This window comes from Pseudomonas sp. S2_A10 (genome assembly GCF_054668465.1).
The window spans coordinates 3,723,149-3,743,680 of the sequence record NZ_CP162773.1 but is presented as its reverse complement, the minus strand read 5'-3'; the positions used below and the strand labels follow the sequence as shown (position 1 = coordinate 3,743,680).

The window sequence follows — 20,532 nt, the reverse complement described above, 5'->3', positions numbered from 1 at the left end:
GCAGTTGCCAGGCCAGCGCCAGCAGCGGCACCCCTGCTGCCGCAAGACCAAGCAATATGCTGGTCAAGTCCATAGCCATAGCGACTCCTGCCAATCGGATAAAGCCTGAAGGTTAACCAAGGTGTCTGGGCTTGGACAGCTCAGTCTTCGATCAGACCGAGTTCCTGCTGTGCGCGACGGTCACCGGCGCGGGCGGCCTGACGCAGCAGCTCCTGACCGATACGCCGGTCACGGGCATTGCCGCACTCACGGCAGATCAATTGGCCGAGACGGCTTTGCGCAGCGACTACACCTTCACGGGCCGGTTGCTTGAGCAGGCGGCCCGCGAGGTGTTTGGCGCTGGGGCTGTCGCTCAGGCGCGGCGCATCGAGCAGCCACTCAGCCACACGTACGGAAAAACGCTTGGGAGCGGTAACAGAGGTCGGATTGGAGGTAACAGAGTCTGATACTGAGCGAAACTTCATAAAGCACTGCGGGACAGATCGGAAGGCGCGCCACTTTACTCTCTTTTTCTTACAGGTAAAGTCGAAAAAAACCCGGCACGCCCGTCCTAGAGCAAGCGCTAGGGACAATCCACAGAAGCTGTGGATAAGTCAGTGGACAACCGCTCTGTGATCCTCGCAAAGCCTTATGGAATGGGGCTCGCAGTCAAACTGACGATTTTTTCACCAACAAAAAAAGACGATATTTTTCATTGACTTAAACTTTTGATACAGGCAGCGACTGGAGTCAGGATCGATGTGACAGTTGCGTTACGCTCTGCGCAACTAATGTGCACAAGTACCTGTGCGCCGGTTATATGCGTGCGCTTTTTCGGGTCATTTTGCGCAGCTGCGAACGACCGAAAGGCTCTGCGAAAAGCATGCACGCCGACGGACGGTGTGACACGACCATTCCGTGCGAAGCTTTTTTCGTCATGGGGTTTGCTTCGCCCGAACGAATCCGTTACTATCCGCGGCGTTAGTACCAAGCTGAAAGTCAATTCCGGTCGAACATCTCCCACGGTCAACTTCCAACAGGAAGACACTGCCGAAAAAAGCGGGAACGACCCCTCGATGGTTTCCAGGTAACTCTTGCGACGACGCTGCCTTTGAACGAAAGCAAAGGGCGTTGCGAAGAACACTTACTCTGACCGAACCAACCTGCAAATTGATCAGGATCTTCACCCCGGGCCCAGAACCTTTGCCCTCGCTGTGATGCCTGTCCTCCTAAGTACCTACCTGCCAGCCCAAGCGCGCTCACTTATCAGCGCTTCAAACTGGCTGCTTTGTTCCAGTCGGGTTCTTCGTTCGATCAATGGTGATCAACGTTACTGGAACGTTTTAACGTTGCACGGTTCTTATCCGTGTCATTTGTAGGAACACCTAATAACTATGTCTACTCAAATCCAGACTCAGGATGCCATTCGCACCCTAACCAACGCTTTTGCTCCAATGAACTGCCTGATCATGGCCGCTCGCAAAGGCTGCTTCAGCTTCACCGTAGTCAATGAACACGGTATCGCTCGTCACAGCGAGCGTCTGTACCCCGATCAATACTCCAGCGCCGAACCGCTGCAGGCCGTGATCGAGCGTACCCGTCAGGCACTGGTTGCCTGAAAGCCGGACAGGCTGCGAAAGCAAAGCCCTGCTGAAAAGCGGGGCTTTTTATTGCCTGATATTTCACTTTTAGCGCAACGCTTCTAAGCATGTTCCGATCTAACGCCCGGTATGCGATGGCGGAAATATTTTAAAAACAGTCCTTTACACGCTGAATATGACACTACACTTCAACTCAAGCGGCTTGACCCGCTTGCGGCGAGCCTGATTCGATCCACTGCTGCCAAAGCCCCTTCAGGACTCGCCCTCAACAACAAGAACCGAGGGTGTTATGGGTATCGCTGCCAGCGAACTGTGCCGCTATGTGATCCGTCCCACATTGATCTATCTGGGACGCCACTGCGCAACCGCCGAATCCCTGCTGCTGGGTATCGCTGCCAGCCAATCCGCCCTCGGCTCTGCCCTGCACGACCGCCGCGGCCACGGCCTCTACCGGATTGCCGAGCATCGCCATCAGGCGCTCTGGGACGATTATCTGGCGCTCGACCCGGAGCGCGCCAGCCTGGTGCGCGGCCTCGCCAGTCAGCATGCATTCCTTAGCGGCCCGCATCTGGAACTGACCGTCAATCTGCGTTACGCCACGGCCATCGCCTGGCTGCTGGTAGAAGAACAGAACCCCATCCTCCCCGCTCCGACCGACCTGCTCGGCATGGCGCGCATCTGGCGCCAGACCTTTCAACCGCAAGGCCGTTTGCGCGACTTCACCTATGCCTGGCAAACCTGTGTTTCACCGTTGAATCAGGTCGCTTGCTGACCGGGCGGTTTCACAAGTTCTCGCAACAAGTCGCCATTTTGGTCGGATTGTCCTACAAAACCGCTCTAACTCAAGGCTTACAAGCTATAGCGCTGGGACGAAAATGTTGGTAATTTTCGCCCCGGTGATCACCAGGAGTTCTAATAATGAAAAAAGTCATGCTCAAAACCACCCTTAGCCTCGCCGTTACCCTTGCCTCCACACAAATCTTCGCGGCAGGTTTTGCCCTCAACGAACAAAGCATCAGTGGGATGGGGACTGGTTTTGCCGGGCGATCTTCTTCTGCCGACGACGCAAGCACTGTTTATGGCAACCCGGCCGGCATGGCGCGCATCAAGCGCGAACAAGTCACCGGCGGCGTCGCCCTGGTCGACGCGCATACCGATATCAGCGATACCAGCTCCAGCCCTAATGGCGGCAGCAACAAGGGCGACATGGTGCCCCTCACTGCCGTACCGATGGGCTTCTATGTAAAACCGATCGATGATCACTGGGCATTCGGCCTCGGTGTGTACGTACCGTTCGGCCTGATCACGGATTACGAAAACGGCTTCGCCGGTCGTTACTTCGGCAGCAAGTCCGAAGTGCAAGTCATCACTTTCCAGCCAACCGTCAGCTACGCCTTCAACGACAAGGTGTCGATCGGTTTCGGCCCGACCATCAACCGTATCGACGGCTCGCTGGAATCCAACCTGTCGATCACCCAGGCACTGCCGGACGGCAAGGTCAAGATCAAGGGTGACGACACCGCGCTGGGCTACAACGTCGGCTTGCTGGTACAGGCCACCGACACCACCCGTGTCGGCCTGACCTATCACTCCAAGGTCGACTACAAGCTCGAAGGCGACACCAAGGTCAACTACAACGCTCTGGCGCTGGTGGGCGTTGGCGCCAACCAGAAGTACGACGCTTCGTTGAAGATCACCACGCCGGAATCCGTGGACCTGTCGGTCACCCAGGCGATCAACGATCGCTGGGACGTCTACGCCGGCACCACCTGGACCCGCTGGAGCCAACTGGACAAGATCACCGTAAAGAACTCCGGCGTGCAGCCTCTGCTGGCCGGTCAGTTCGGTTCGATCAACGAAGACCAGAACTGGCATGACTCCTGGGCCTATGCCGTGGGTACCTCGTACCAGTTGAACAAGGAATGGGTCCTGCGTACCGGTCTGACCTTCGACCAGTCGCCAACCAATAACGAAGACCGCTCGCCGCGTATCCCGACTGGCGACCGCACCATCTTCAGTATCGGTGCCGGCTGGAGCCCGACCGACGACCTGACCATCGACGTCGCGTACTCGTACCTGAAAGAAGAGTCGGTCAACATCCGCAACGAAAACGCGCGCGGCCAGACTTACGATGCCAAGTATGAAAACTCGGCAAACGGCTTCGGTGTCGGCGCGACATACCGCTTCTGATGCACCGTGGCGAGGCTAAACCCTCGCCCACGAAAAAAGCCCCGCTCTCTTTACAGAGGCGGGGCTTTTTCATGCCTGGGCATCGAACAAACCGGTAGGAGCTGACGAGTGCAACGAGGCTGCGATCTTTTGTTCTTGAAATTCCAGGATCAAAAGATCGCAGCCTCGTTGCACTCGTCAGCTCCTACAGGACCATCACAAGGCTTCAGGGCTTCAGCGGTTTGGAGGCAATGGCCTTTTCGATCGCGGCAATAAACTCGGGGTCATCCGGTTTGGTCAAGCTGGAAAAACTCGCCACGACCTTGCCCTGCCGGTCGACCACATACTTGTAGAAATTCCACTTCGGCGCATTGCTCTGCGCGGCCAGCACCTGAAACAGATGCGTGGCGTCGTCGCCACGGACCTTCTGCGGCTCGGTCATGTTGAAGGTCACGCCATAATTGGCGTAGCAGACCTTGGCGGTTTCCGCGCTGTCCTTGGACTCCTGCTTGAAGTCATTCGACGGCACACCGAGCATTTCCAGCCCCTGATCCTTATAGCGCTTGTTCAGCGCCTCGAGGCCTTCGAACTGCGGCGCGAAACCGCAGAAGCTGGCGGTATTGACCACCACCAGCGGCTTGTCGGCGTACTGCTTGCACAGATCGATGGATTCCTTGGCGCGCAGCTTGGGCAGCGAGCCTTGCAGCAGCTCAGGACAGTCGGCGGCCTGGGCCAGACCAGTCAACGCCATCAGCAACGCGGGAACAGCACACCAGCGCATCAACATGTCGAATTTCCTTGGGCAGTCATCAGGCTTCGACGTTACTCGCCACGCTGCCATCTAGCAAATGCTCATGCCCAACTGCATCAGCGCCAGACCGCCGCGTTGCCAGCCCCACCACACCAGCGCCAACAGCGCTGCAGCCAGTGCGGTCAGCGCGAATCGCGCGCAGATCCGGCTCATGCTGCGCTCGCCGCAGCTTGCAGGCGGGCCACCGGACGCTCGCGCACCGGCCAGTTCAGCGCCGCCGCGAGCAGGCTCAAGAGAACCGCCACTTGCCAGATCAAGTCATAACTCCCGGTTCGGTCGTACACCACCCCGCCCAGCCAGCCACCAAGGAACGAACCGAGCTGATGGAACAGAAAGACGATGCCACCGAGCATGGACAAATTGCGCACGCCGAACAAGGTCGCCACCGTACCGTTGGTCAACGGCACCGTCGACAGCCACAGGAAGCCCATGGCCATGCCGAACAGATACGCTGTGGTGGTGGTCACCGGCAACCACAGGAACAGCACGATCACCACCGCGCGCAACAGATACAGCGCAGTCAACAGACGCGGTTTGGACATGCGTCCGCCAAGCCAACCAGCGGTGTAAGTGCCGAAGATATTGAACAGCCCGATCAATGCCAGCACCGTGGTGCCGACACTGGCGGGCAGATGCTGATCCACCAGATACGCTGGCAAGTGCACACCGATGAACACCACCTGAAAACCGCAGACAAAAAAGCCGAACGCCAGCAGCCAGAATCCGGAGTGCGAGCAGGCCTCACGCAGCGCTTCGGAAAGAGTCTGTTCATGGCCAAGCACCGGCAGGGGTTTATCCTTGAGCATGCTCACCAGCGGCACAATCATCGCCACCAGCAGGCCCAGCACCAACAGCGCGGCCGACCAGCCGAGCCAGCCGATCAACCCGAGAGTGCCCGGCAACATCGCAAACTGGCCGAACGAACCGGCGGCGCTGGCGATACCCATGCCCATGCTGCGTTTCTCTGGCGGCACAGCGCGACCCACAACACCAAGAATGACCGAAAACGAAGTGCCCGAAAGACCGATACCGATCAGCAGACCGGCACTGAGTGACAGAGTCACTGCCGAATCAGACAGGCCCATGCACACCAGGCCCGCCGCGTAGAGGATCCCACCGACCAGCACCACTTTCGCCGCACCGAAGCGGTCGGCCAGCGCGCCGGTGAACGGCTGCGCCAGGCCCCAGATCAGGTTTTGCAGGGCTATGGCGAAGGCAAACACTTCGCGCCCCCAGCCGAACTGCGCGCTCATTGGCGACAGGAACAAGCCGAACCCGTGACGCACGCCCAATGACAACGCCAGGATCAGCGCACTCCCCAGCAACACCCAACCGCACGTACGCCACATCGATGTCATTGTTATTCTCCAGTCGCGGGTATATACCCGCTTGAGCGCGAAGAAACCGGCGTCAGGCCAGTTCGTCGAGCAATTTGAGCAAGGTTTCGCGCTTCTCGGCACCGAGCCGGTCGATCAGCCGCTGTTGCGCCGCCTCCCACGCCGGCAATGCCGCTGCCAGCCGCTGCACGCCGGTTTCAGTGAGGCGCACGATGCGGTTGCGCATGTCCTCGCCTTCGGCCAGCGCCACCAGACCTTCGCCCTCCAGCACACGTAGATTGCGCCCGAGGGTGCTGCGATCCAGGCCCATGGCCTCAGCCAGTTCGGAAATGCTCGGTTGCTCCAGCCGCTGCAGATTGCACAGCAGAGAATACTGGGCAACGTTGATCCCGAAGCCGTCGAGAGCGCCGTCGTAATGCCTGCTGACGCCACGCGCGGCGCGACGCAGGTTGGTGCATAAACACTGAGAAGGAAGCATGATGCGTGTATATACCCGCGAGTGTGTTAAATCAAGTTACAGATGAGTTTACTCTGAACATCATTGTTGCCGGTGAGGCCCTTCGCGAGCAGGCTCGCTCCCACAGGGGATTGCATTTCGAAGGTGGGAGCGAGCCTGCTCGCGAAGGGGCCGGCATCATCTACGCAAATCCTTCAGACCAAAGCGAGCCCCACCAACACCCCCATCTCCAGCAATTCCAGCAACGCCCCTGCCGTATCCCCGGTAGTCCCACCCAACCGCCGCATCATCAATCGCCGCAGCCAGACAAACCCGACCAGCGAAATCAGCACCGCGCCGATACCCGCGATCAACACGCAGCCCAGCGCACTCAACCCCAGCACCCACCACCCCGCTTTGCGCGGCAGATGATCGGCCAGCGCCTGACCCAAGCCACCCGCACGCACATACGGCGTAGTCAGAAACAACCCCAACAGCGCCGCCCGCCCGAGCACCGGGACGATGATCAGCGCCAGGGTATGCGCTTGCTCGATCAGCGCCAGCAGCGCGGCGAATTTCAGCAACAACACCAGCACCAGCGTGACCACCGCGATCGGCCCGCTGCGCGGATCTTTCATGATCGTCAGCGTACGTTCACGATCACCAAAACCCCCGAGCCAGGCATCGGCGCTGTCCGCCAAGCCATCGAGATGCAGCGCGCCGCTGAGCAATACCCACACGGTCAGCAACAGCGCCGCATGGAGCAACATCGGCGCGCTGGCCAACAACAGATTCAACGCATAGAGGATCAACCCGAACAGCAATCCCACCAGCGGATAAAACAGCAGCGAACGGCCAAGCTGTTGCGGCTCGGGCATGCCCGGCAGGCGAATCGGCAGGCTGCTGAGAAACTGCAAGGCGATCCACAGCGGTAACATCTCAGTGACCTTCCTTGAGCGCGCCGTCAGCCTCGACCGTCAGCGCAAACAGCGCGCCGTGGCCGACTTCGACATTGAGCAGTTGCTCGCGCGGCAGACCACGTGCCTGCGCGAGCAACAAGCGCATCACGCCGCCGTGGCTGACCAGCAGAATCCGTTCGCCGGCGTAAGCCGCCTGCAACCGCGCGACCGCCGCCAACACCCGCGCGGAAAACGCGCTGACTGGCTCGCCTTGCGGCGGCGTGAAGCCATAGGGATCAGCCCAGAACAGCCCCAGCGCTTCGGCATCCGTTTCCATCAACGCCGCCGCGCTCTGCCCTTCCCACGCGCCGAAATGCAGCTCTTGCAGATCCTTGTCCAGATGCACGGACAGGTTCAATTGCTCACCGAGTTCGGCGGCGAAGCGCGCGCAGCGCTGCAATGGTGAACTGACGATGCGATCCCACGGCCCGCCGTCGACCACCGCTGCACGCATCTGCGTCCAGCCGTTTGCGGTCAGCGCATCGTCGAGACTGCCGCGCAAGCCGCCGCCGAGTTCCGTTTCGCCGTGACGCAGCAGATCCAGACGCAGACTCATGCCGGGCGATCCGCGACAGCCGCTTCGGCGAACGTCGCCATTTGCCCGTGCAGGTCACAGGCCAGGCGCAACAACGGCACCGCCAACGCTGCGCCACTGCCCTCGCCCAAGCGCAGGTCGAGTTCCAGCAACGGTTCGGCGCTCAAGGTTTCCAGCACATGACGATGGCCCGGCTCGGCACCGCGATGGCCGAACAACAGCCACTCGCGACTGGCCGGATTCAAGCGCACCGCGACCAGCGCGGCGACCGTGCAGATAAAGCCGTCAACCAGCACCGCAATGCCTTCCTGCGCGCAGGCCAGATAGGCGCCGACCAACGCGGCAATCTCGAAACCGCCAAGATTGAACAACGTCTGCAAGGCATCGCCACGCTGTGCGGCATGCAGCGCCAGCGCGCGTTCGATGACTTGCGCCTTGTGGCTGACGCCAGCGGCATTCAGCCCGGTACCGGGGCCGGTCAGGTGCGCTACCGGGCAATCGAGCAAGGCACAGGCCAGCGCACTGGCCGCCGTGGTATTGCCGATGCCCATCTCGCCGCCGATGAACAACTGGGTGCCGGCGGCTTTCGAGCGCAAGACGCTGTCGCGACCGGCCTGCAAGGCCGATTCGCCCTGCGCCTGAGTCATTGCTGCGCCCTGGACGAAGTTCGCCGTTCCCGCGCCAATGTTCAGATGGCGCACGCCGGGCAGATTCAGCGTCGGATTCACCGTGCCCAGATCGACCACTTCCAGTTGCGCGCCGAGCTGACGTGCCAGCACGCTGATCGCCGCGCCGCCGCTGACAAAGTTGAGCAGCATCTGCCCGGTGACTTCCTGCGGATAAGCCGATACGCCTTCGGCTACCACGCCATGGTCGCCAGCGAAAATCGCGATCCAGACTTGATCCAGCGTTGGCTTGAGCTGACCTTGCAGACCGGCCAGTTGCACGGCCACCGATTCAAGGCGCCCCAACGAACCGGCCGGTTTGGTCAGTTGCTGCTGGCGCTCGGTCGCTTGCGCGATGATGTCCGAGTTCACGGTTTTGCACGGGTTCAGCCACCAGGTCGGGCTCATAACGCAGGTCCTTTCAAAGTCAGGGGCAGGCCGGCGACGGTCAGGACAACTCGCTGACAACGCTCGGCCAGAGCTTGATGCAGCCAACCGGCTTCATCGACATAGCGGCGAGTCAATTCGCCCAGCGGCACGACACCCATTCCGGTTTCGTTGCTGACAAAAATGATTTCGCCCGGCAACGACGCCAGGCAGTCGAGCAAGGCTTCACGCTCGGCGGCGAGACGTTCGGCGTCGTCGAGCATCAGCAGATTGGTCAGCCACAGGGTCAGGCAATCGACCAGCAGGCAGCGCTCGGCGCCGGCGGATTCGCGCAGCACGCGGGCCAGTTCCAGTGGCTCTTCGATCAACGCCCATTCGACTGGGCGGCGCGCGCGGTGATGGGCGACGCGCTGGTTCATTTCGCCGTCGAGCGGTTGGCTGGTGGCGATGTAGGTGACCGCCAGATGGCTGTCGCTGGCGAGTTTTTCCGCCAGACGACTCTTGCCGGAGCGGGCGCCGCCGAGGATCAGTTGGAGCATGGGTTCATCCAAAAATGTGTGGTGAGACCACCGGCCCCTTCGCGAGCAGGCTCGCTCCCACCGTTGATCGCGTCTCCCTGTGGGAGCGAGCCTGCTCGCGAAGAGGCCAGTCCAGACAACTCAAATCCCGCAGAGCCGCCGCAACAGCCCGGTATCCAGATGCTTCTCCACCAGATCCGCCAGCCGTTCGATATCGCGTTCGCGCAAGCCGTGGTAATCGACCTCTTGTACATCACTCAGCCCGGCCCAGCGCAGCAACGCCGCGCTCGCCTCGGGGGATTCGAACAAGCCATGCAGATAGGTGCCAAACACCTGACCATCGGCACTTTGCGCACCATCGCAACGACCGTCGTCCAAATGCACCGCCGGATTCTCCAGCGCCGGCCCGCTGGTTACGCCAGCGTGTATTTCGTAACCGCTGACTGCGGCGCTTTCCAACGCCAGCCGCCCGCGCACGTTGCGCAGTTGCTTCTCGGCTTCGAGTTGTGTTTCGAACGCCAGCAGCCCCAGACCGGCGCTGGAGCCGGCAGCGCCTTCCAGCCCAAGCGGATCGTGTACTTGCTCACCGAGCATCTGCAGACCGCCGCAAATCCCCAGCACCTTGCCGCCGTAGCGCAGATGCCGATTGATTGCCGCGTCCCAACCATTGGCGCGTAGATAAGCCAGATCACTGCGCACGCTTTTCGAGCCCGGCAGGATGATCAGGTCGGCGGCGGGAATCGCCTGCCCCGGGCCGACAAATTGCAGATCCACCTGCGGATGCAGACGCAGCGGGTCGAAATCGGTGTGATTGCTGATGCGCGGCAGCACCGGCACCACCACTTTCAATACCTGCTCGGCCTTGTCGGCCTGGCGTTGGTCGATGCCGTCCTCGGCCTCAAGGTGCAGGTCCATCACGTAGGGCAAGACGCCGACCACCGGTTTGCCGGTGCGCTGCTCCAGCCAGTCGAGGCCCGGTTGCAACAAGGCGATATCGCCGCGAAAGCGGTTGATGATGAAGCCTTTGACCCGCGCCTGCTCGCTCGGCGAGAGCAATTCCAGCGTGCCGACCAAATGCGCAAACACGCCGCCGCGATTGATGTCGGCGATCAGCAAAACCGGGCAATCCACTGCCTCGGCAAAGCCCATGTTGGCAATGTCGCCGGCGCGCAGATTGATCTCCGCCGGCGAACCGGCGCCTTCGACCATTACCAACGAGTACGCAGCGCTGAGTCGCTCGTGCGAGGCGAGCACCGCTTGCATCGCGATGGCCTTGTAATCGTGATAGGCGACGGCGTTCATCGTCGTCACCGCGCGGCCATGAATGATCACTTGCGCGCCGGTGTCGCTGTTGGGTTTGAGCAGCACCGGGTTCATGTCTGTGTGCGGTTCAAGACCGGCCGCTTGCGCCTGCACTGCCTGCGCGCGGCCGATCTCGCCGCCGTCAGCGGTGACTGCGCTGTTGAGCGCCATGTTCTGCGGTTTGAACGGCACCACCGCCACGCCCTGGCGAGTGGCCCAGCGGCACAACGCCGTCACCAACGTGCTTTTGCCGGCATCGGACGTGGTGCCTTGCACCATCAGAGTGGTCATGGGTGGTCCTTGGCGAATGCTTGCAAAGCCTGTTCGAGACGCAGCGCTTGCGCGGCATCCGCTGGCAGGCCGAAACGCACACTGCTGTTGTGGCTGAACAGGCGCAGGAGGATGCCGCGCCGGGCGAGGAATTCGTGCAGCGCTTCGGCGTGCTCGGTGATCAGCCACTGAAACAGCGCGCAGCCACCCTGCGGTGCAAAACCGCAACGGGTCAGCAGCGCCACCAGCCGTTCGCTCGCTTCATCGCTGCGAATCCGCTGACGGGTGTGACCCTCGGTGTCTTGCAGGCACGCCGTACCGAGTACCCGCGTCGGCCCGCTCACCGCCCACGGCCCGACCTGTTCGGCGAGCAGTTTGAGCAACTTGCGCTCGGCCAGAACGAAACCGAGGCGCACCCCGGCCAGACCGAAAAACTTGCCGAACGAACGCAACACCACCAGCCCGACCTGATGCGCATAGGGCGCCAGGCTCAGCTGCGGCGTGTTGTCCATAAACGCCTCGTCGACCACCAGCCAGCCACCGCGTTGCGCCAGCCGCGCATGCCAGTCGAGCAGGCGTGCCGGGGTCAGGCTGAGGCCGGTCGGATTGTTCGGATTGACCACCACCAATACATCGAGGCTGTCGAGAAAGAACTCGACTTCCTGCTCGAGCACTTCACGGACGATGTAACCGCTGCGCCGCCAGGCTTCGGCATGCTCGGCATAGCACGGCGACAACACGCCGACCTTGCCGGCCCGGCGCAGACGCGGCAGCAACTGGATGGCCATTTGCGAGCCGGCCACCGGCAACACCTGCGCGGCGCCGTAGTAATCGCAGGCGGCCTGTTCCAGACCGTCGTCGGTTTCCGGCAAGCGCGCCCAGGCGCGCAGCGGGATTTCCGGGATCGGGAACGGCCACGGCGCGAGGCCGCTCGACAGGTCGAGCCAGTCGGCTTCGGCAATCCCGTAATCGAGTGCAGCCTTGCGCAACCGGCCACCGTGCTCAAGCATAAAATTCCGCCCCCAGGCAAAGCATCAGCAGCCATAACCATACGCCGCGCTGGACCAATTGCCAGCCACGGTCAATGGAATCGGCATCCGCCGGCGCACCTTCGCCCAGTTGTGGGCGCTCATGCAGTTGGCCGTGATAGATCGCCGGGCCACCCAACTCGACGCCCAGCGCACCGGCACCGGCCGCCATCACCGGGCCGGCGTTGGGGCTGTCCCACTGCGGCGCCTGGGTGCGCCAGCATTTGAGCGCGAGGCGGGTCTTGCCCAGTAGCGCGTAGGTCAACGCCACCAGACGCGCAGGAATGTAGTTCAACACGTCGTCGATTTTCGCCGCCGCCCAGCCGAAACGTTCAAAGCGTTCGTTGCGATAACCCCACATCGCATCGAGGGTATTGCTCAAGCGATACAGGACCACGCCCGGCGCGCCGGCGACGGCAAACCAGAACAGCGCAGCGAACACTGCATCGCTTCCGTTCTCCAATACCGATTCGGTGGCGGCACGGGCCACAGCGTTGCTGTCGAGTTCATCGGTCTGGCGGCTGACCAGATAACCGACACGCTTGCGCGCCTCGTCCAGATCATCGGCGCGCAACGCCGCCGCAACCGGCGCGACATGTTCGCCGAGGCTGCGCATGCCGAGGGCGCAATACAGCGCGAGGATCTCGACAATCCAGCCGACATAGGGCGCCCAGGAAAATGCCGTGGCGAGCAAGGTCAGCGGCAGTACCGCGATAACCCACGCGGTCACGCCATGGCTGCGCCAGCCACGACCTCCGGCGTTGAAGCGTTGCTCGATGCGCCCGGCAAAATTGCCGAACGCCACCAGCGGATGCCAGCGTTTCGGTTCACCGAGCAGCGCATCCAGCGCTACTGCGGCGACACTCAGCAACGCCACACTCATTGACTCACTCCCCAATAATTTTCGTACAGCAACTCGTTGAGCGGCCGCGCCTGCGCCCAGCCTTCAAGTACCAGCATCGGCGCCGGATAGAATTCCTTGACCGGGCCGAGACACAACACCGCCAGCGGTTTCGCACCGGCCGGCAATTTGAGCAAATCCGCCAAGGCTTGCGGTTCGAACAACGAAACCCAGCCCATGCCCAGGCCTTCGGCACGGGAGGCCAGCCACAGATTCTGGATCGCGCAGGACAGCGAGGCCATGTCCATTTCCGGCAACGTGCGCCGACCGAAGATGTGTTTTTCGCGATCGTCCATCAGCGCTGCGACCAGCACTTCGGCGCAATCGTTGATGCCTTCGACCTTGAGCTGCATGAACTCATCGCTGCGCTCGCCAAGGGCTTCGGCAGTGCGGATGCGCTCTTCTTCCACCAGATCGCGGATCTGCCCGCGCAGAGCACGATCGCTGATGCGGATGAAGCGCCAGGGCTGCATCAGACCGACGCTCGGCGCTTGATGAGCGGCTTCGAGCAGACGACGCAGCAGTTGCGGCTCGACGCTGCCGCCGGTGAAGTGGCGCATGTCGCGGCGCTCGGCGATGGCCTTGTAGACCGCTGCGCGTTCGGCTTCGGAGAATGTGTTGTCGGTCATGGCCCTTTCGCGAGCAGGCTCGCTCCCACAGGGTTCAGGTCATCCATTGTGGGAGCGAGCTTGCTCGCGAAGGCGGCCTCACGATCTGGCGCAAACAATGCCGCAATCGCAGTCGGATTCGATGGGAAATAAAAGTGCACGTACGACGCCGTCATCCGCCCCTCGCGATAAACCGCCTCAGCGCCGCGCCCGCCATTGGGACTCAGCCCACGGGCAATCGGCGTCAGCGCTGTGGTGGTCAGGGAATGATGATAGGTATGCCCACGCAACTCCCCTTCCGGCAATTCAACCGCCTGCAACGCCAGCGCCGCCAGACGCTTCTGCATCACCGCCTCGCCCTTGAGCAAACCGACCAGCTCAGCACGGGTGCCTTCCACGTCAGTCAGCGAATCAAGCAGGTAAAGCATGCCGCCACATTCGGCGAGCAAGGGCTTGCCCGCCGTATGGTGCGCGCGGATCGCCGCCAGCATCGAGGCGTTTTGCGCCAGCGCGACGTGATGCAACTCTGGATAGCCGCCCGGTAGATACAGGCTGTCCGCCTCGGGCAATTGCGTGTCGCGGATCGGCGAGAAGAAGCGCAATTCGGCGCCCATCGCCCGCAGCAGATCGAGACTGGCGCCATAGGTGAAGGCAAAGGCTTCATCGCGGGCAACGGCGATGCGCACACCTTTTAATAGAGGCTCGGCGGCGATGATCTCAGGCGCGGCGAATTCTACGGCGGGTGGCAGCGCGACCTCGCAACTGCTGGCCAGCGCATCGGCGGCCGCGTCGAGGCGCAGATCCAGATCATTCAATTCGCTGGCCTGAACCAGGCCGAGGTGGCGGCTCGGCAATTCGATACCGGTTTCGCGGGACAGCGCACCGTACCAGCGCAGACCTTCGGTGAGGCTGCCTTCGAGTAATTGCGCATGGCGCAAGGTGCCGACGCGGTTGGCCAGCACGCCAGCGAACGGCAAGTCCGGCTGATACTTCGCCAGGCCCAGCGCCAAGGCGCCAAAGGTCTGCGCCATGGCGGTGCCGTCGATCACGCCGAGCACCGGCACACCGAAGTGGCGCGCCAGATCAGCGCTGGACGGCGTGCCGTCGAACAGGCCCATCACGCCCTCGATCAGAATCAGGTCGGCTTCGGCGGCGGCTTCCCACAACAGCCGGCGACTTTCCTGCTCGCCGACCATCCACATGTCCAGTTGATACACCGGCGCACCGCTGGCGCGCTCGAGGATCATCGGGTCGAGAAAGTCCGGGCCGCATTTGAACACGCGCACCTTGCGCCCTTGGTTGCGATGCAGACGGGCAAGTGCGGCGGTGACGGTGGTCTTGCCCTGACCGGAGGCCGGCGCGGCGATCAACACCGCCGGGCAGTGACGTGGTTGCTTCAAAGTTCGACGCCTTTCTGCGCTTTGATCCCGGCCTGGAAGGCGTGCTTGAGCATGCCCATTTCGGTGACCGTGTCGCCCATCTCGATCATTTCCGGCTTGGCGCCGCGACCGGTGACCACCACGTGCTGCATCGGCGGACGCGCCTGCAAATCGCTGAGCACCTGATCGAGATCGAGGTAGCCGTGCTTGAGGGCGATGTTCAACTCATCGAGCACTACCAGACCGATCGAAGGGTCGCGCAATAATTCGCGGGAGACTTCCCAAGCGGCGGTCGCCGCGGCGATATCGCGCTGACGATCCTGGGTTTCCCAGGTGAAGCCTTCGCCCATGACGTGGAAACGCACTTGCTCGGGGAAGCGGCGGAAAAACAATTCCTCGCCAGTGCTGTTGCGGCCCTTGATGAACTGCACCACGCCGCACTGCATGCCGTGGCCCATCGCGCGGGCGAGCATGCCGAACGCCGAGCTGCTCTTGCCTTTGCCGTTGCCGGTCAGCACCAGCACCAGGCCACATTCGTCGGGCGAGTTGGCAATGCGTTCGTCGATCACGGCTTTCTTGCGCTGCATGCGCGCCAGATGGCGTTCGTCACGCTCGGGGGAATCAGTCATGGGGGGAGCTCTCCGTTGAGGCTGGATAACGGCGGGCAGGCACAAGAATAGACGGCAAAAAGCCTGGCATCGCCCACCGTGATGCCGCTGAGATGGATCAGGCCGGTCTCCGGGCTCATGAGCGGCGTTTCGCCGGACTGCGCGCCTTCCCGCTTCTTTCGAGGCAGTGGCTCAAGGCGCAGTTTTCACTCATTTACCGTTGCGGGGGCAGCGCCGGGATCGTCGTGGCTTCGCTTGAAGACCACCCTCACCGGCTTCCCTGTTTCACTCTGTCGACGCGGGGCCACAGAGCACCTGAAACAAGCGGCGAAGGTTAGAGGGTTGGGGGTGGAGCGTCAATTGAAGAGGCGCTTTGCGCGCGAATAACTGCCGTTGATCCATTGTGCAGCGGCAATCTTGTGCCAGACTGCGACAAGTGATATCAAAGAGCCATGCTTTTCCCGAAAAGCCCACTACAACAATAAGGATGACGACGATGCAAGGCATGATCATCAGCAACCCGCGCCTGGAATTCCTGCGCCCGCTGCTGGAACGCTGGTTTGACTGTATCGATCGCTACAACACCGTACGCGGCGACAACGACACGCCATATTGGCACGACGAGAAAGCCAATCTCGGCCTGCTCGCGGCAGCGGCGTGGATGGCTGAAATGGTCACGCTGAACGACACGGCCACGCGCAAACAGAACGAAGAAGGCGAACGCAATGCTCGCGCCGACCTGCTGATTGCCGGCGCCGAAGACCGCGCGTTCATTCAGGCCACGCAACGCTGGCCACGGGTCAACAACCTCAACCTGACCCAGGCACTGCTCGACGTCACCGCTGATGCCAAGCGCATCAGCTACGCCAGCGATCTCAAGCTCGGCTGCCTCTTTGTTGCTCCGCAAAAAGCCCAGCACAGCGCCAGCCCTGAAGAACTGCAGGACATGGTCGACGACCTGCAAAAGGAACACACCTGCGCCGTGGCCTGGTATTTCCCCTACGCCTATCGCAAATTGCACAGCGACGCGGGCAACTATCATCCCGGCATCGCCGTGCTGTTCAAGGAAGCCCGCGGTTGAGCAGTTGAACCATCGGGCCTGCGCCCTCCTCTATGTTTAGGAATGCATTCATAGGGAAGATCAGCAATGCGCAAGGCCCAACTCGCTCTTATCATCGCCGTCGCTGGCGGGCTCGCCGCCTGCGGTGAAACCTCCAGCCTGCAAGTCTCCGACGGCACCGGCCCGTCACCGAAACTGCCCGAACCGAACAAGACGCTGATACCGACAGTCAACATCGCCCCGGCGGTGGGCTGGCCGGACGGCGCGAAACCGATCGCAGCGGCCGGCACCCAGGTCGCCGCGTTTGCCGAAGGCCTCGATCACCCGCGCTGGCTCTACGTGCTGCCCAACGGCGATGTGCTGGTGGCGGAAACCAATGCGCCGCCCAAGCCCGATGACAGCAAAGGCATTCGTGGCTGGGTGATGAAGAAAGTCATGGGCAAGGCCGGCGCCGGCGTGCCCAGCCCGAACCGCATCACCCTGCTGCGTGATGCCGACCACGATGGCGTCGCGGAAACCCGCACGGTGTTCCTGCAGAACCTCAACTCGCCGTTTGGCATGACGCTGGTTGGCAACGATTTGTACGTAGCCGACACCGACCGCCTGCTGCGTTTCAACTACGAGCCGGGCGCCACCGAGATCAAGACCCAACCGATCAAAGTCGTCGACTTGCCCGGCGGCACGCTGAATCACCACTGGACCAAAAACGTCATCGCCAGCAAGGACGGCAACAAGCTCTACGTCACCGTCGGCTCGAACAGTAACGTCGGCGAAAACGGTCTGGATCAGGAAGAAGGCCGCGCGGCGATCTGGGAAGTGGATCGTGCGACCGGCAATCACCGGATCTTCGCCTCGGGCATCCGCAACCCTAACGGCCTTGCCTGGGAACCCACCAGCGGCGCCTTGTGGACAGCGGTCAACGAGCGTGACGAAATCGGCAGCGATCTGGTGCCGGACTACATCACCTCGGTCAAGGACGGCGGCTTCTATGGCTGGCCGTTCAGCTACTACGGGCAACACGTCGATGTGCGGGTCAAACCGCAGAATCCTGATCTGGTGGCCAAGGCCATCGCTCCGGATTACGCGGTCGGTCCGCACACCGCTTCGCTGGGCCTGACCTTCGCAGAGGGCAACCGCTTGCCGGCGCAATTCAAGGAAGGCGCATTCATTGGCCAACACGGCTCGTGGAACCGCAAACCGCACAGTGGCTACAAGGTGATTTTCGTACCGTTCAGTGGTGGCAAACCGACCGGGCAGCCGGTGGATGTGCTGACCGGCTTCCTCGACAAGGACGAGAACGCGCTGGGCCGCCCGGTGGGCGTGGTGATCGATCAGCAAGGTGGCTTGCTGGTGGCAGATGATGTGGGCAACAAGGTGTGGCGCGTTTCTGCCAGCAAGTAAGTTAAGCGCGAAGCAAAAAATGTGGGAGCGAGCCTGCTCGCGAAAGCGGTTTATCAGTCAAATCATTGTCAACTGACACTCCGCCTTCGCGAGCAGGCTCGCTCCCACATTTAGTTATGCATACGCACTAGGGGTTATGCGCCAGCTGCCCCGGCTGCAACACCCGCTTGGCGCTCAGATACGCCTTCTGCCAATAGGCCTTCGACAGGCTATCGAGCTTGACCGTGCCGCCCGTGGCCGGGGCATGCACGAAGCGCCCTTCCCCCACGTAAATCCCCGCATGACTGACCTGCGAGCCGCCATTGGTGGCGAAGAAGATCAGGTCGCCGGTTTGCAGGCCTTCCTTGCCGACATTCGGCGCCTGCATGACGATCATTTCGCGGGTCGAGCGTGGCAGCGAAATTCCCGCCGCGTCCCGGTATACGAAACCGATCAGACCACTGCAATCGAAACCGGAATCCGGGGTGTTGCCGCCCCAGCGATACGGCGTACCGACCAGGCCGAGGGCACGGAACAACACGTCTTCAGCAACGGGGGAAAAAGCCTGGGAGGGAGCGAACACGATCGGCGCGCGAACCACGGGGGCTGGCGGCGGTGTGCGGCTGGCGCAGGCGCTGAGCAGCGCGGCGCAAAGGATTAAGGTGAGGCGGGCCGACATCGTCATAAGCAGAACATCCTGATCTGGCTGCGGCTTTCTCTGCCGAATGGACAGAAACAAAACCGCCTGCGTCATCACGCAGGCGGTTTGCCATCAATATAGATTCAGGATTCTAGCGGCTACGCGGCAAACTTCAAGTAAGACTTTAACTTCACCTTGTAAAGTTTAGGTCTACTCCGTTGCCGTGCCGTTTTGTCGCCGCGAACGCAGCGACATGCAGGTTACTTGCGAGCGGTGACCACGGTCGGCGCCATGGCGAGTGCACGCTTGGCTTCGATGAAGGTCTTGCTCCAGTAGCTGTCACCCAGGCTGTCGATGCGAACACCGCCGCTGCGACGACTGCTGGAGTGGATGAACTGATTGTCACCCAGGTAGATCCCGGCGTGACTGACACGACCGCGACGACCATTGGTGGCGAAGAACAGCAGATCCCCCGGTTCAAGGTTGCTGCGCGAAACCAGTGGCGCATCAACGTTGATCATTTCGCGAGTCGAGCGCGGCAGGTTCATGCCCGCCTCTTCGCGGAACAGGTAACCGATGAAACCGCTGCAATCGAAGCCGGCTTCAGAGGTACCGCCGAAACGGTAACGGGTACCGATCAGGGACATGCCGCGTTCGAGGATGCTGTCAGCCAGAACAGGAAGCTGATAAGGCTTGCTGCCGTTGAACTGGTTGAGTTCTTTTTCGGTGTCCAGCTCTTCCTGGTAAATAACGGAAGACTGGGCGGTAGCAGAATTCTTGACCTGTTGCGGCGGCTCTTGAACCGGAGAATGAGCAGCACAACCGAATAACAGGGTAACGAGTGCGAGAGGCACGAGGGGTGCGAAGCGCTTTAGCATGGGCACGACCGTGGCTGATAGTTGTAAAGAAGCCGAGACTATGCCCGCTATCGTCCTCATTTGCAAATTCAATCGAACTTTATGTGACTTCCCGGTTTCGCGTTTACATCTAAGCGCGTAACTCGTCTGGCCGGTGAATCGGCGCAGGGACGCGGGTTTTTTGGCGCCTGAAAGCTGGCAAAAGCCCACTACTACCAGCCAAGAGTTTCCTTGAGGAAGGGAATGGTCAGCTTGCGTTGCGCTTGCAGGGACGCCTGATCAAGCTGCTCGAGAAGATCGAACAGCGCGCTCATGCTGCGCGTGCCGCGAGTGAGAATGAAGTGCCCGACTTCATCGGTCAGGTGCAGACCGCGACGGGATGCGCGCAATTGCAGCGCACGCAATTTGTCTTCATCGGAGAGTGGGCGCATCTGGAAGATCAGCGCCAGGGTCAGGCGCGATTTCAGGTCGGCCAGCTTCACTGGCAATTCGCGCGGCGAAGTGGACGCGGCGATCAGCAGGCGCCGGCCGCTGTCACGCAGACGGTTGAACAGATGAAACATCGCCTCCTCCCAGTCCGCCTTGCCAGCAATCACCTGCAAGTCATCCAGGCAGACCAGTTCGTACTGTTCAAGGTTGTCGAGGATTTCCACGCCGCGGTCCATCAACTCGGCCAGCGGCAGATATACCGCCGGTTCGCCCATCTGCTCGAAGCGCAGGCACGCGGCCTGCAACAGATGCGTGCGCCCGACGCCGTGTTTGCCCCACAGGTAGATCAGGCTCTCCGTCCACCCGGCGTCGGCTTCGCAGAGACGCTCGACATAGCCGAGTGCAGCGGCATTGGCGCCTGGGTAGTAGTTGATGAAGGTGGCGTCGTCACGCAGACGCACACCTAGGGGCAGCTGAATCGGTTTCATGCTGACTGAACAGTTCTCAAAGGAACCGTTAGTGGCCTCTGTGTAAAGTTGGCGAAGTTTATACCCGTGAGGCTGAGCGCACAATGCGACAGACCCCAAGCAAAATCAAAGGTTTGCGTTGACGCAGCGGTTTGATGACAGATTCTCTGGCGCCCTCGCTCGAACGAAACGCGGCAGCCCGGCCA

The 20,532-nt window shown here is 61.5% G+C and carries 23 protein-coding genes and 1 riboswitch; of the genes, 5 read left to right on the top strand and 18 right to left on the bottom strand.

What is annotated here, in order from left to right:
• Window positions 1-140: 140 nt before the first annotated feature.
• Entirely contained in the window at window positions 141-464 is a 324-nt protein-coding gene (locus AB4N41_RS16905; protein ID WP_024012181.1) for an SEL1-like repeat protein, read from the bottom strand.
• Between the two features lie 909 nt (window positions 465-1,373).
• On the opposite strand from AB4N41_RS16905, the gene AB4N41_RS16900 reads away from it, so the two are divergent.
• The 3 genes from AB4N41_RS16900 to AB4N41_RS16890 all read left to right on the top strand — a co-directional run bounded on the left by AB4N41_RS16900 (window position 1,374) and on the right by AB4N41_RS16890 (window position 3,770).
• Complete coding sequence (locus tag AB4N41_RS16900; RefSeq protein WP_016773719.1) at window positions 1,374-1,598, top strand: hypothetical protein; 225 nt, start codon at window positions 1,374-1,376, stop codon at window positions 1,596-1,598.
• 271 nt (window positions 1,599-1,869) lie between these two features.
• Entirely contained in the window at window positions 1,870-2,352 is a 483-nt protein-coding gene (locus AB4N41_RS16895) for a hypothetical protein (RefSeq protein ID WP_073472662.1), read from the top strand.
• Window positions 2,353-2,498: 146 nt separating this feature from the next.
• On the top strand, window positions 2,499-3,770 hold the full coding sequence (locus AB4N41_RS16890) for an OmpP1/FadL family transporter (protein ID WP_252877712.1): 1,272 nt from the start codon (window positions 2,499-2,501) through the stop codon (window positions 3,768-3,770).
• A 205-nt stretch (window positions 3,771-3,975) separates the two neighbouring features.
• Here AB4N41_RS16890 and AB4N41_RS16885 read toward each other — a convergent pair whose 3' ends face one another.
• The 14 genes from AB4N41_RS16885 to cobO form a co-directional block, all read right to left on the bottom strand.
• Entirely contained in the window at window positions 3,976-4,536 is a 561-nt protein-coding gene (locus AB4N41_RS16885) for a glutathione peroxidase (protein WP_041479535.1), read from the bottom strand.
• A gap of 54 nt (window positions 4,537-4,590) precedes the next feature.
• Complete coding sequence (locus tag AB4N41_RS16880) at window positions 4,591-4,713, bottom strand: hypothetical protein (protein ID WP_256584315.1); 123 nt, start codon at window positions 4,711-4,713, stop codon at window positions 4,591-4,593.
• Window positions 4,710-5,918 (bottom strand): MFS transporter, encoded by a 1,209-nt coding sequence (locus tag AB4N41_RS16875; RefSeq protein WP_056783951.1) that lies wholly within the window; start codon window positions 5,916-5,918, stop codon window positions 4,710-4,712. The genes AB4N41_RS16880 and AB4N41_RS16875 overlap by 4 nt, the downstream gene beginning before the upstream one ends.
• Window positions 5,919-5,970: 52 nt before the next feature.
• Window positions 5,971-6,375 carry a MarR family winged helix-turn-helix transcriptional regulator gene (locus AB4N41_RS16870; protein WP_016773714.1) on the bottom strand — a complete coding sequence of 135 codons (405 nt, stop codon included), beginning with the start codon at window positions 6,373-6,375 and terminating at the stop codon, window positions 5,971-5,973.
• 173 nt (window positions 6,376-6,548) lie between these two features.
• The gene (locus AB4N41_RS16865; RefSeq protein WP_252877711.1) at window positions 6,549-7,271 is read right to left on the bottom strand and encodes an adenosylcobinamide-GDP ribazoletransferase; all 723 of its coding nucleotides are present in this window, start codon (window positions 7,269-7,271) and stop codon (window positions 6,549-6,551) included.
• Window position 7,272: 1 nt separating this feature from the next.
• Complete coding sequence (cobC, locus tag AB4N41_RS16860; protein WP_150741323.1) at window positions 7,273-7,848, bottom strand: alpha-ribazole phosphatase family protein; 576 nt, start codon at window positions 7,846-7,848, stop codon at window positions 7,273-7,275.
• Window positions 7,845-8,900 carry a nicotinate-nucleotide--dimethylbenzimidazole phosphoribosyltransferase gene (gene cobT, locus AB4N41_RS16855; protein WP_252877710.1) on the bottom strand — a complete coding sequence of 352 codons (1,056 nt, stop codon included), beginning with the start codon at window positions 8,898-8,900 and terminating at the stop codon, window positions 7,845-7,847. The genes cobC and cobT overlap by 4 nt, the downstream gene beginning before the upstream one ends.
• On the bottom strand, window positions 8,897-9,418 hold the full coding sequence (gene cobU, locus AB4N41_RS16850; protein ID WP_041479540.1) for a bifunctional adenosylcobinamide kinase/adenosylcobinamide-phosphate guanylyltransferase: 522 nt from the start codon (window positions 9,416-9,418) through the stop codon (window positions 8,897-8,899). Before cobU ends, cobT begins: the two co-directional genes overlap by 4 nt.
• A gap of 120 nt (window positions 9,419-9,538) precedes the next feature.
• The gene (locus AB4N41_RS16845) at window positions 9,539-10,990 is read right to left on the bottom strand and encodes a cobyric acid synthase (RefSeq protein WP_252877709.1); all 1,452 of its coding nucleotides are present in this window, start codon (window positions 10,988-10,990) and stop codon (window positions 9,539-9,541) included.
• A complete protein-coding gene (gene cobD / locus AB4N41_RS16840) occupies window positions 10,987-11,979 on the bottom strand; it encodes a threonine-phosphate decarboxylase CobD (RefSeq protein WP_041479542.1) in 993 nt (330 codons plus the stop codon). The genes AB4N41_RS16845 and cobD overlap by 4 nt, the downstream gene beginning before the upstream one ends.
• Window positions 11,972-12,880, bottom strand: coding sequence for an adenosylcobinamide-phosphate synthase CbiB (gene cbiB / locus AB4N41_RS16835; RefSeq protein WP_236169122.1), 909 nt, complete (start codon window positions 12,878-12,880; stop codon window positions 11,972-11,974). Before cbiB ends, cobD begins: the two co-directional genes overlap by 8 nt.
• Window positions 12,877-13,527, bottom strand: coding sequence for a 5,6-dimethylbenzimidazole synthase (gene bluB, locus AB4N41_RS16830; protein WP_024012169.1), 651 nt, complete (start codon window positions 13,525-13,527; stop codon window positions 12,877-12,879). Before bluB ends, cbiB begins: the two co-directional genes overlap by 4 nt.
• Entirely contained in the window at window positions 13,524-14,906 is a 1,383-nt protein-coding gene (locus tag AB4N41_RS16825; RefSeq protein WP_252877708.1) for a cobyrinate a,c-diamide synthase, read from the bottom strand. Before AB4N41_RS16825 ends, bluB begins: the two co-directional genes overlap by 4 nt.
• Window positions 14,903-15,514 (bottom strand): cob(I)yrinic acid a,c-diamide adenosyltransferase, encoded by a 612-nt coding sequence (gene cobO, locus AB4N41_RS16820; RefSeq protein ID WP_016773703.1) that lies wholly within the window; start codon window positions 15,512-15,514, stop codon window positions 14,903-14,905. The genes AB4N41_RS16825 and cobO overlap by 4 nt, the downstream gene beginning before the upstream one ends.
• Window positions 15,515-15,597: 83 nt before the next feature.
• Window positions 15,598-15,827, bottom strand: a riboswitch (cobalamin riboswitch).
• Window positions 15,828-15,989: 162 nt separating this feature from the next.
• On the opposite strand from cobO, the gene AB4N41_RS16815 reads away from it, so the two are divergent.
• Window positions 15,990-16,574 carry a hypothetical protein gene (locus AB4N41_RS16815; protein ID WP_252877707.1) on the top strand — a complete coding sequence of 195 codons (585 nt, stop codon included), beginning with the start codon at window positions 15,990-15,992 and terminating at the stop codon, window positions 16,572-16,574.
• A gap of 66 nt (window positions 16,575-16,640) precedes the next feature.
• Window positions 16,641-17,954, top strand: a complete 1,314-nt coding sequence (locus AB4N41_RS16810) for a PQQ-dependent sugar dehydrogenase (RefSeq protein ID WP_252877706.1) — start codon at window positions 16,641-16,643, stop codon at window positions 17,952-17,954.
• 127 nt (window positions 17,955-18,081) lie between these two features.
• On the opposite strand, the gene AB4N41_RS16805 is transcribed toward AB4N41_RS16810, so the two are convergent.
• From AB4N41_RS16805 to hda, 3 genes are all read right to left on the bottom strand, one after another.
• Entirely contained in the window at window positions 18,082-18,618 is a 537-nt protein-coding gene (locus AB4N41_RS16805; RefSeq protein ID WP_041479547.1) for a C40 family peptidase, read from the bottom strand.
• 215 nt (window positions 18,619-18,833) lie between these two features.
• Window positions 18,834-19,451, bottom strand: coding sequence for a C40 family peptidase (locus AB4N41_RS16800; RefSeq protein WP_016773699.1), 618 nt, complete (start codon window positions 19,449-19,451; stop codon window positions 18,834-18,836).
• Window positions 19,452-19,642: 191 nt separating this feature from the next.
• A complete protein-coding gene (gene hda, locus AB4N41_RS16795) occupies window positions 19,643-20,347 on the bottom strand; it encodes a DnaA regulatory inactivator Hda (RefSeq protein WP_007919828.1) in 705 nt (234 codons plus the stop codon).
• Window positions 20,348-20,532: the final 185 nt, after the last annotated feature.

Coding starts and splice junctions, on each gene's coding strand:
- AB4N41_RS16905 (WP_024012181.1), bottom strand. CDS start 464: ATGAAGTTTCGCTCAGTATCAGACTCTGTTACCTCCAATCCGACCTCT.
- AB4N41_RS16900 (WP_016773719.1), top strand. CDS start 1,374: ATGTCTACTCAAATCCAGACTCAGGATGCCATTCGCACCCTAACCAAC.
- AB4N41_RS16895 (WP_073472662.1), top strand. CDS start 1,870: ATGGGTATCGCTGCCAGCGAACTGTGCCGCTATGTGATCCGTCCCACA.
- AB4N41_RS16890 (WP_252877712.1), top strand. CDS start 2,499: ATGAAAAAAGTCATGCTCAAAACCACCCTTAGCCTCGCCGTTACCCTT.
- AB4N41_RS16885 (WP_041479535.1), bottom strand. CDS start 4,536: ATGTTGATGCGCTGGTGTGCTGTTCCCGCGTTGCTGATGGCGTTGACT.
- AB4N41_RS16880 (WP_256584315.1), bottom strand. CDS start 4,713: ATGAGCCGGATCTGCGCGCGATTCGCGCTGACCGCACTGGCTGCAGCG.
- AB4N41_RS16875 (WP_056783951.1), bottom strand. CDS start 5,918: ATGACATCGATGTGGCGTACGTGCGGTTGGGTGTTGCTGGGGAGTGCG.
- AB4N41_RS16870 (WP_016773714.1), bottom strand. CDS start 6,375: ATGCTTCCTTCTCAGTGTTTATGCACCAACCTGCGTCGCGCCGCGCGT.
- AB4N41_RS16865 (WP_252877711.1), bottom strand. CDS start 7,271: ATGTTACCGCTGTGGATCGCCTTGCAGTTTCTCAGCAGCCTGCCGATT.
- cobC (WP_150741323.1), bottom strand. CDS start 7,848: ATGAGTCTGCGTCTGGATCTGCTGCGTCACGGCGAAACGGAACTCGGC.
- cobT (WP_252877710.1), bottom strand. CDS start 8,900: ATGAGCCCGACCTGGTGGCTGAACCCGTGCAAAACCGTGAACTCGGAC.
- cobU (WP_041479540.1), bottom strand. CDS start 9,418: ATGCTCCAACTGATCCTCGGCGGCGCCCGCTCCGGCAAGAGTCGTCTG.
- AB4N41_RS16845 (WP_252877709.1), bottom strand. CDS start 10,990: ATGACCACTCTGATGGTGCAAGGCACCACGTCCGATGCCGGCAAAAGC.
- cobD (WP_041479542.1), bottom strand. CDS start 11,979: ATGCTTGAGCACGGTGGCCGGTTGCGCAAGGCTGCACTCGATTACGGG.
- cbiB (WP_236169122.1), bottom strand. CDS start 12,880: ATGAGTGTGGCGTTGCTGAGTGTCGCCGCAGTAGCGCTGGATGCGCTG.
- bluB (WP_024012169.1), bottom strand. CDS start 13,527: ATGACCGACAACACATTCTCCGAAGCCGAACGCGCAGCGGTCTACAAG.
- cobO (WP_016773703.1), bottom strand. CDS start 15,514: ATGACTGATTCCCCCGAGCGTGACGAACGCCATCTGGCGCGCATGCAG.
- AB4N41_RS16815 (WP_252877707.1), top strand. CDS start 15,990: ATGCAAGGCATGATCATCAGCAACCCGCGCCTGGAATTCCTGCGCCCG.
- AB4N41_RS16810 (WP_252877706.1), top strand. CDS start 16,641: ATGCGCAAGGCCCAACTCGCTCTTATCATCGCCGTCGCTGGCGGGCTC.
- AB4N41_RS16805 (WP_041479547.1), bottom strand. CDS start 18,618: ATGACGATGTCGGCCCGCCTCACCTTAATCCTTTGCGCCGCGCTGCTC.
- AB4N41_RS16800 (WP_016773699.1), bottom strand. CDS start 19,451: ATGCTAAAGCGCTTCGCACCCCTCGTGCCTCTCGCACTCGTTACCCTG.
- hda (WP_007919828.1), bottom strand. CDS start 20,347: ATGAAACCGATTCAGCTGCCCCTAGGTGTGCGTCTGCGTGACGACGCC.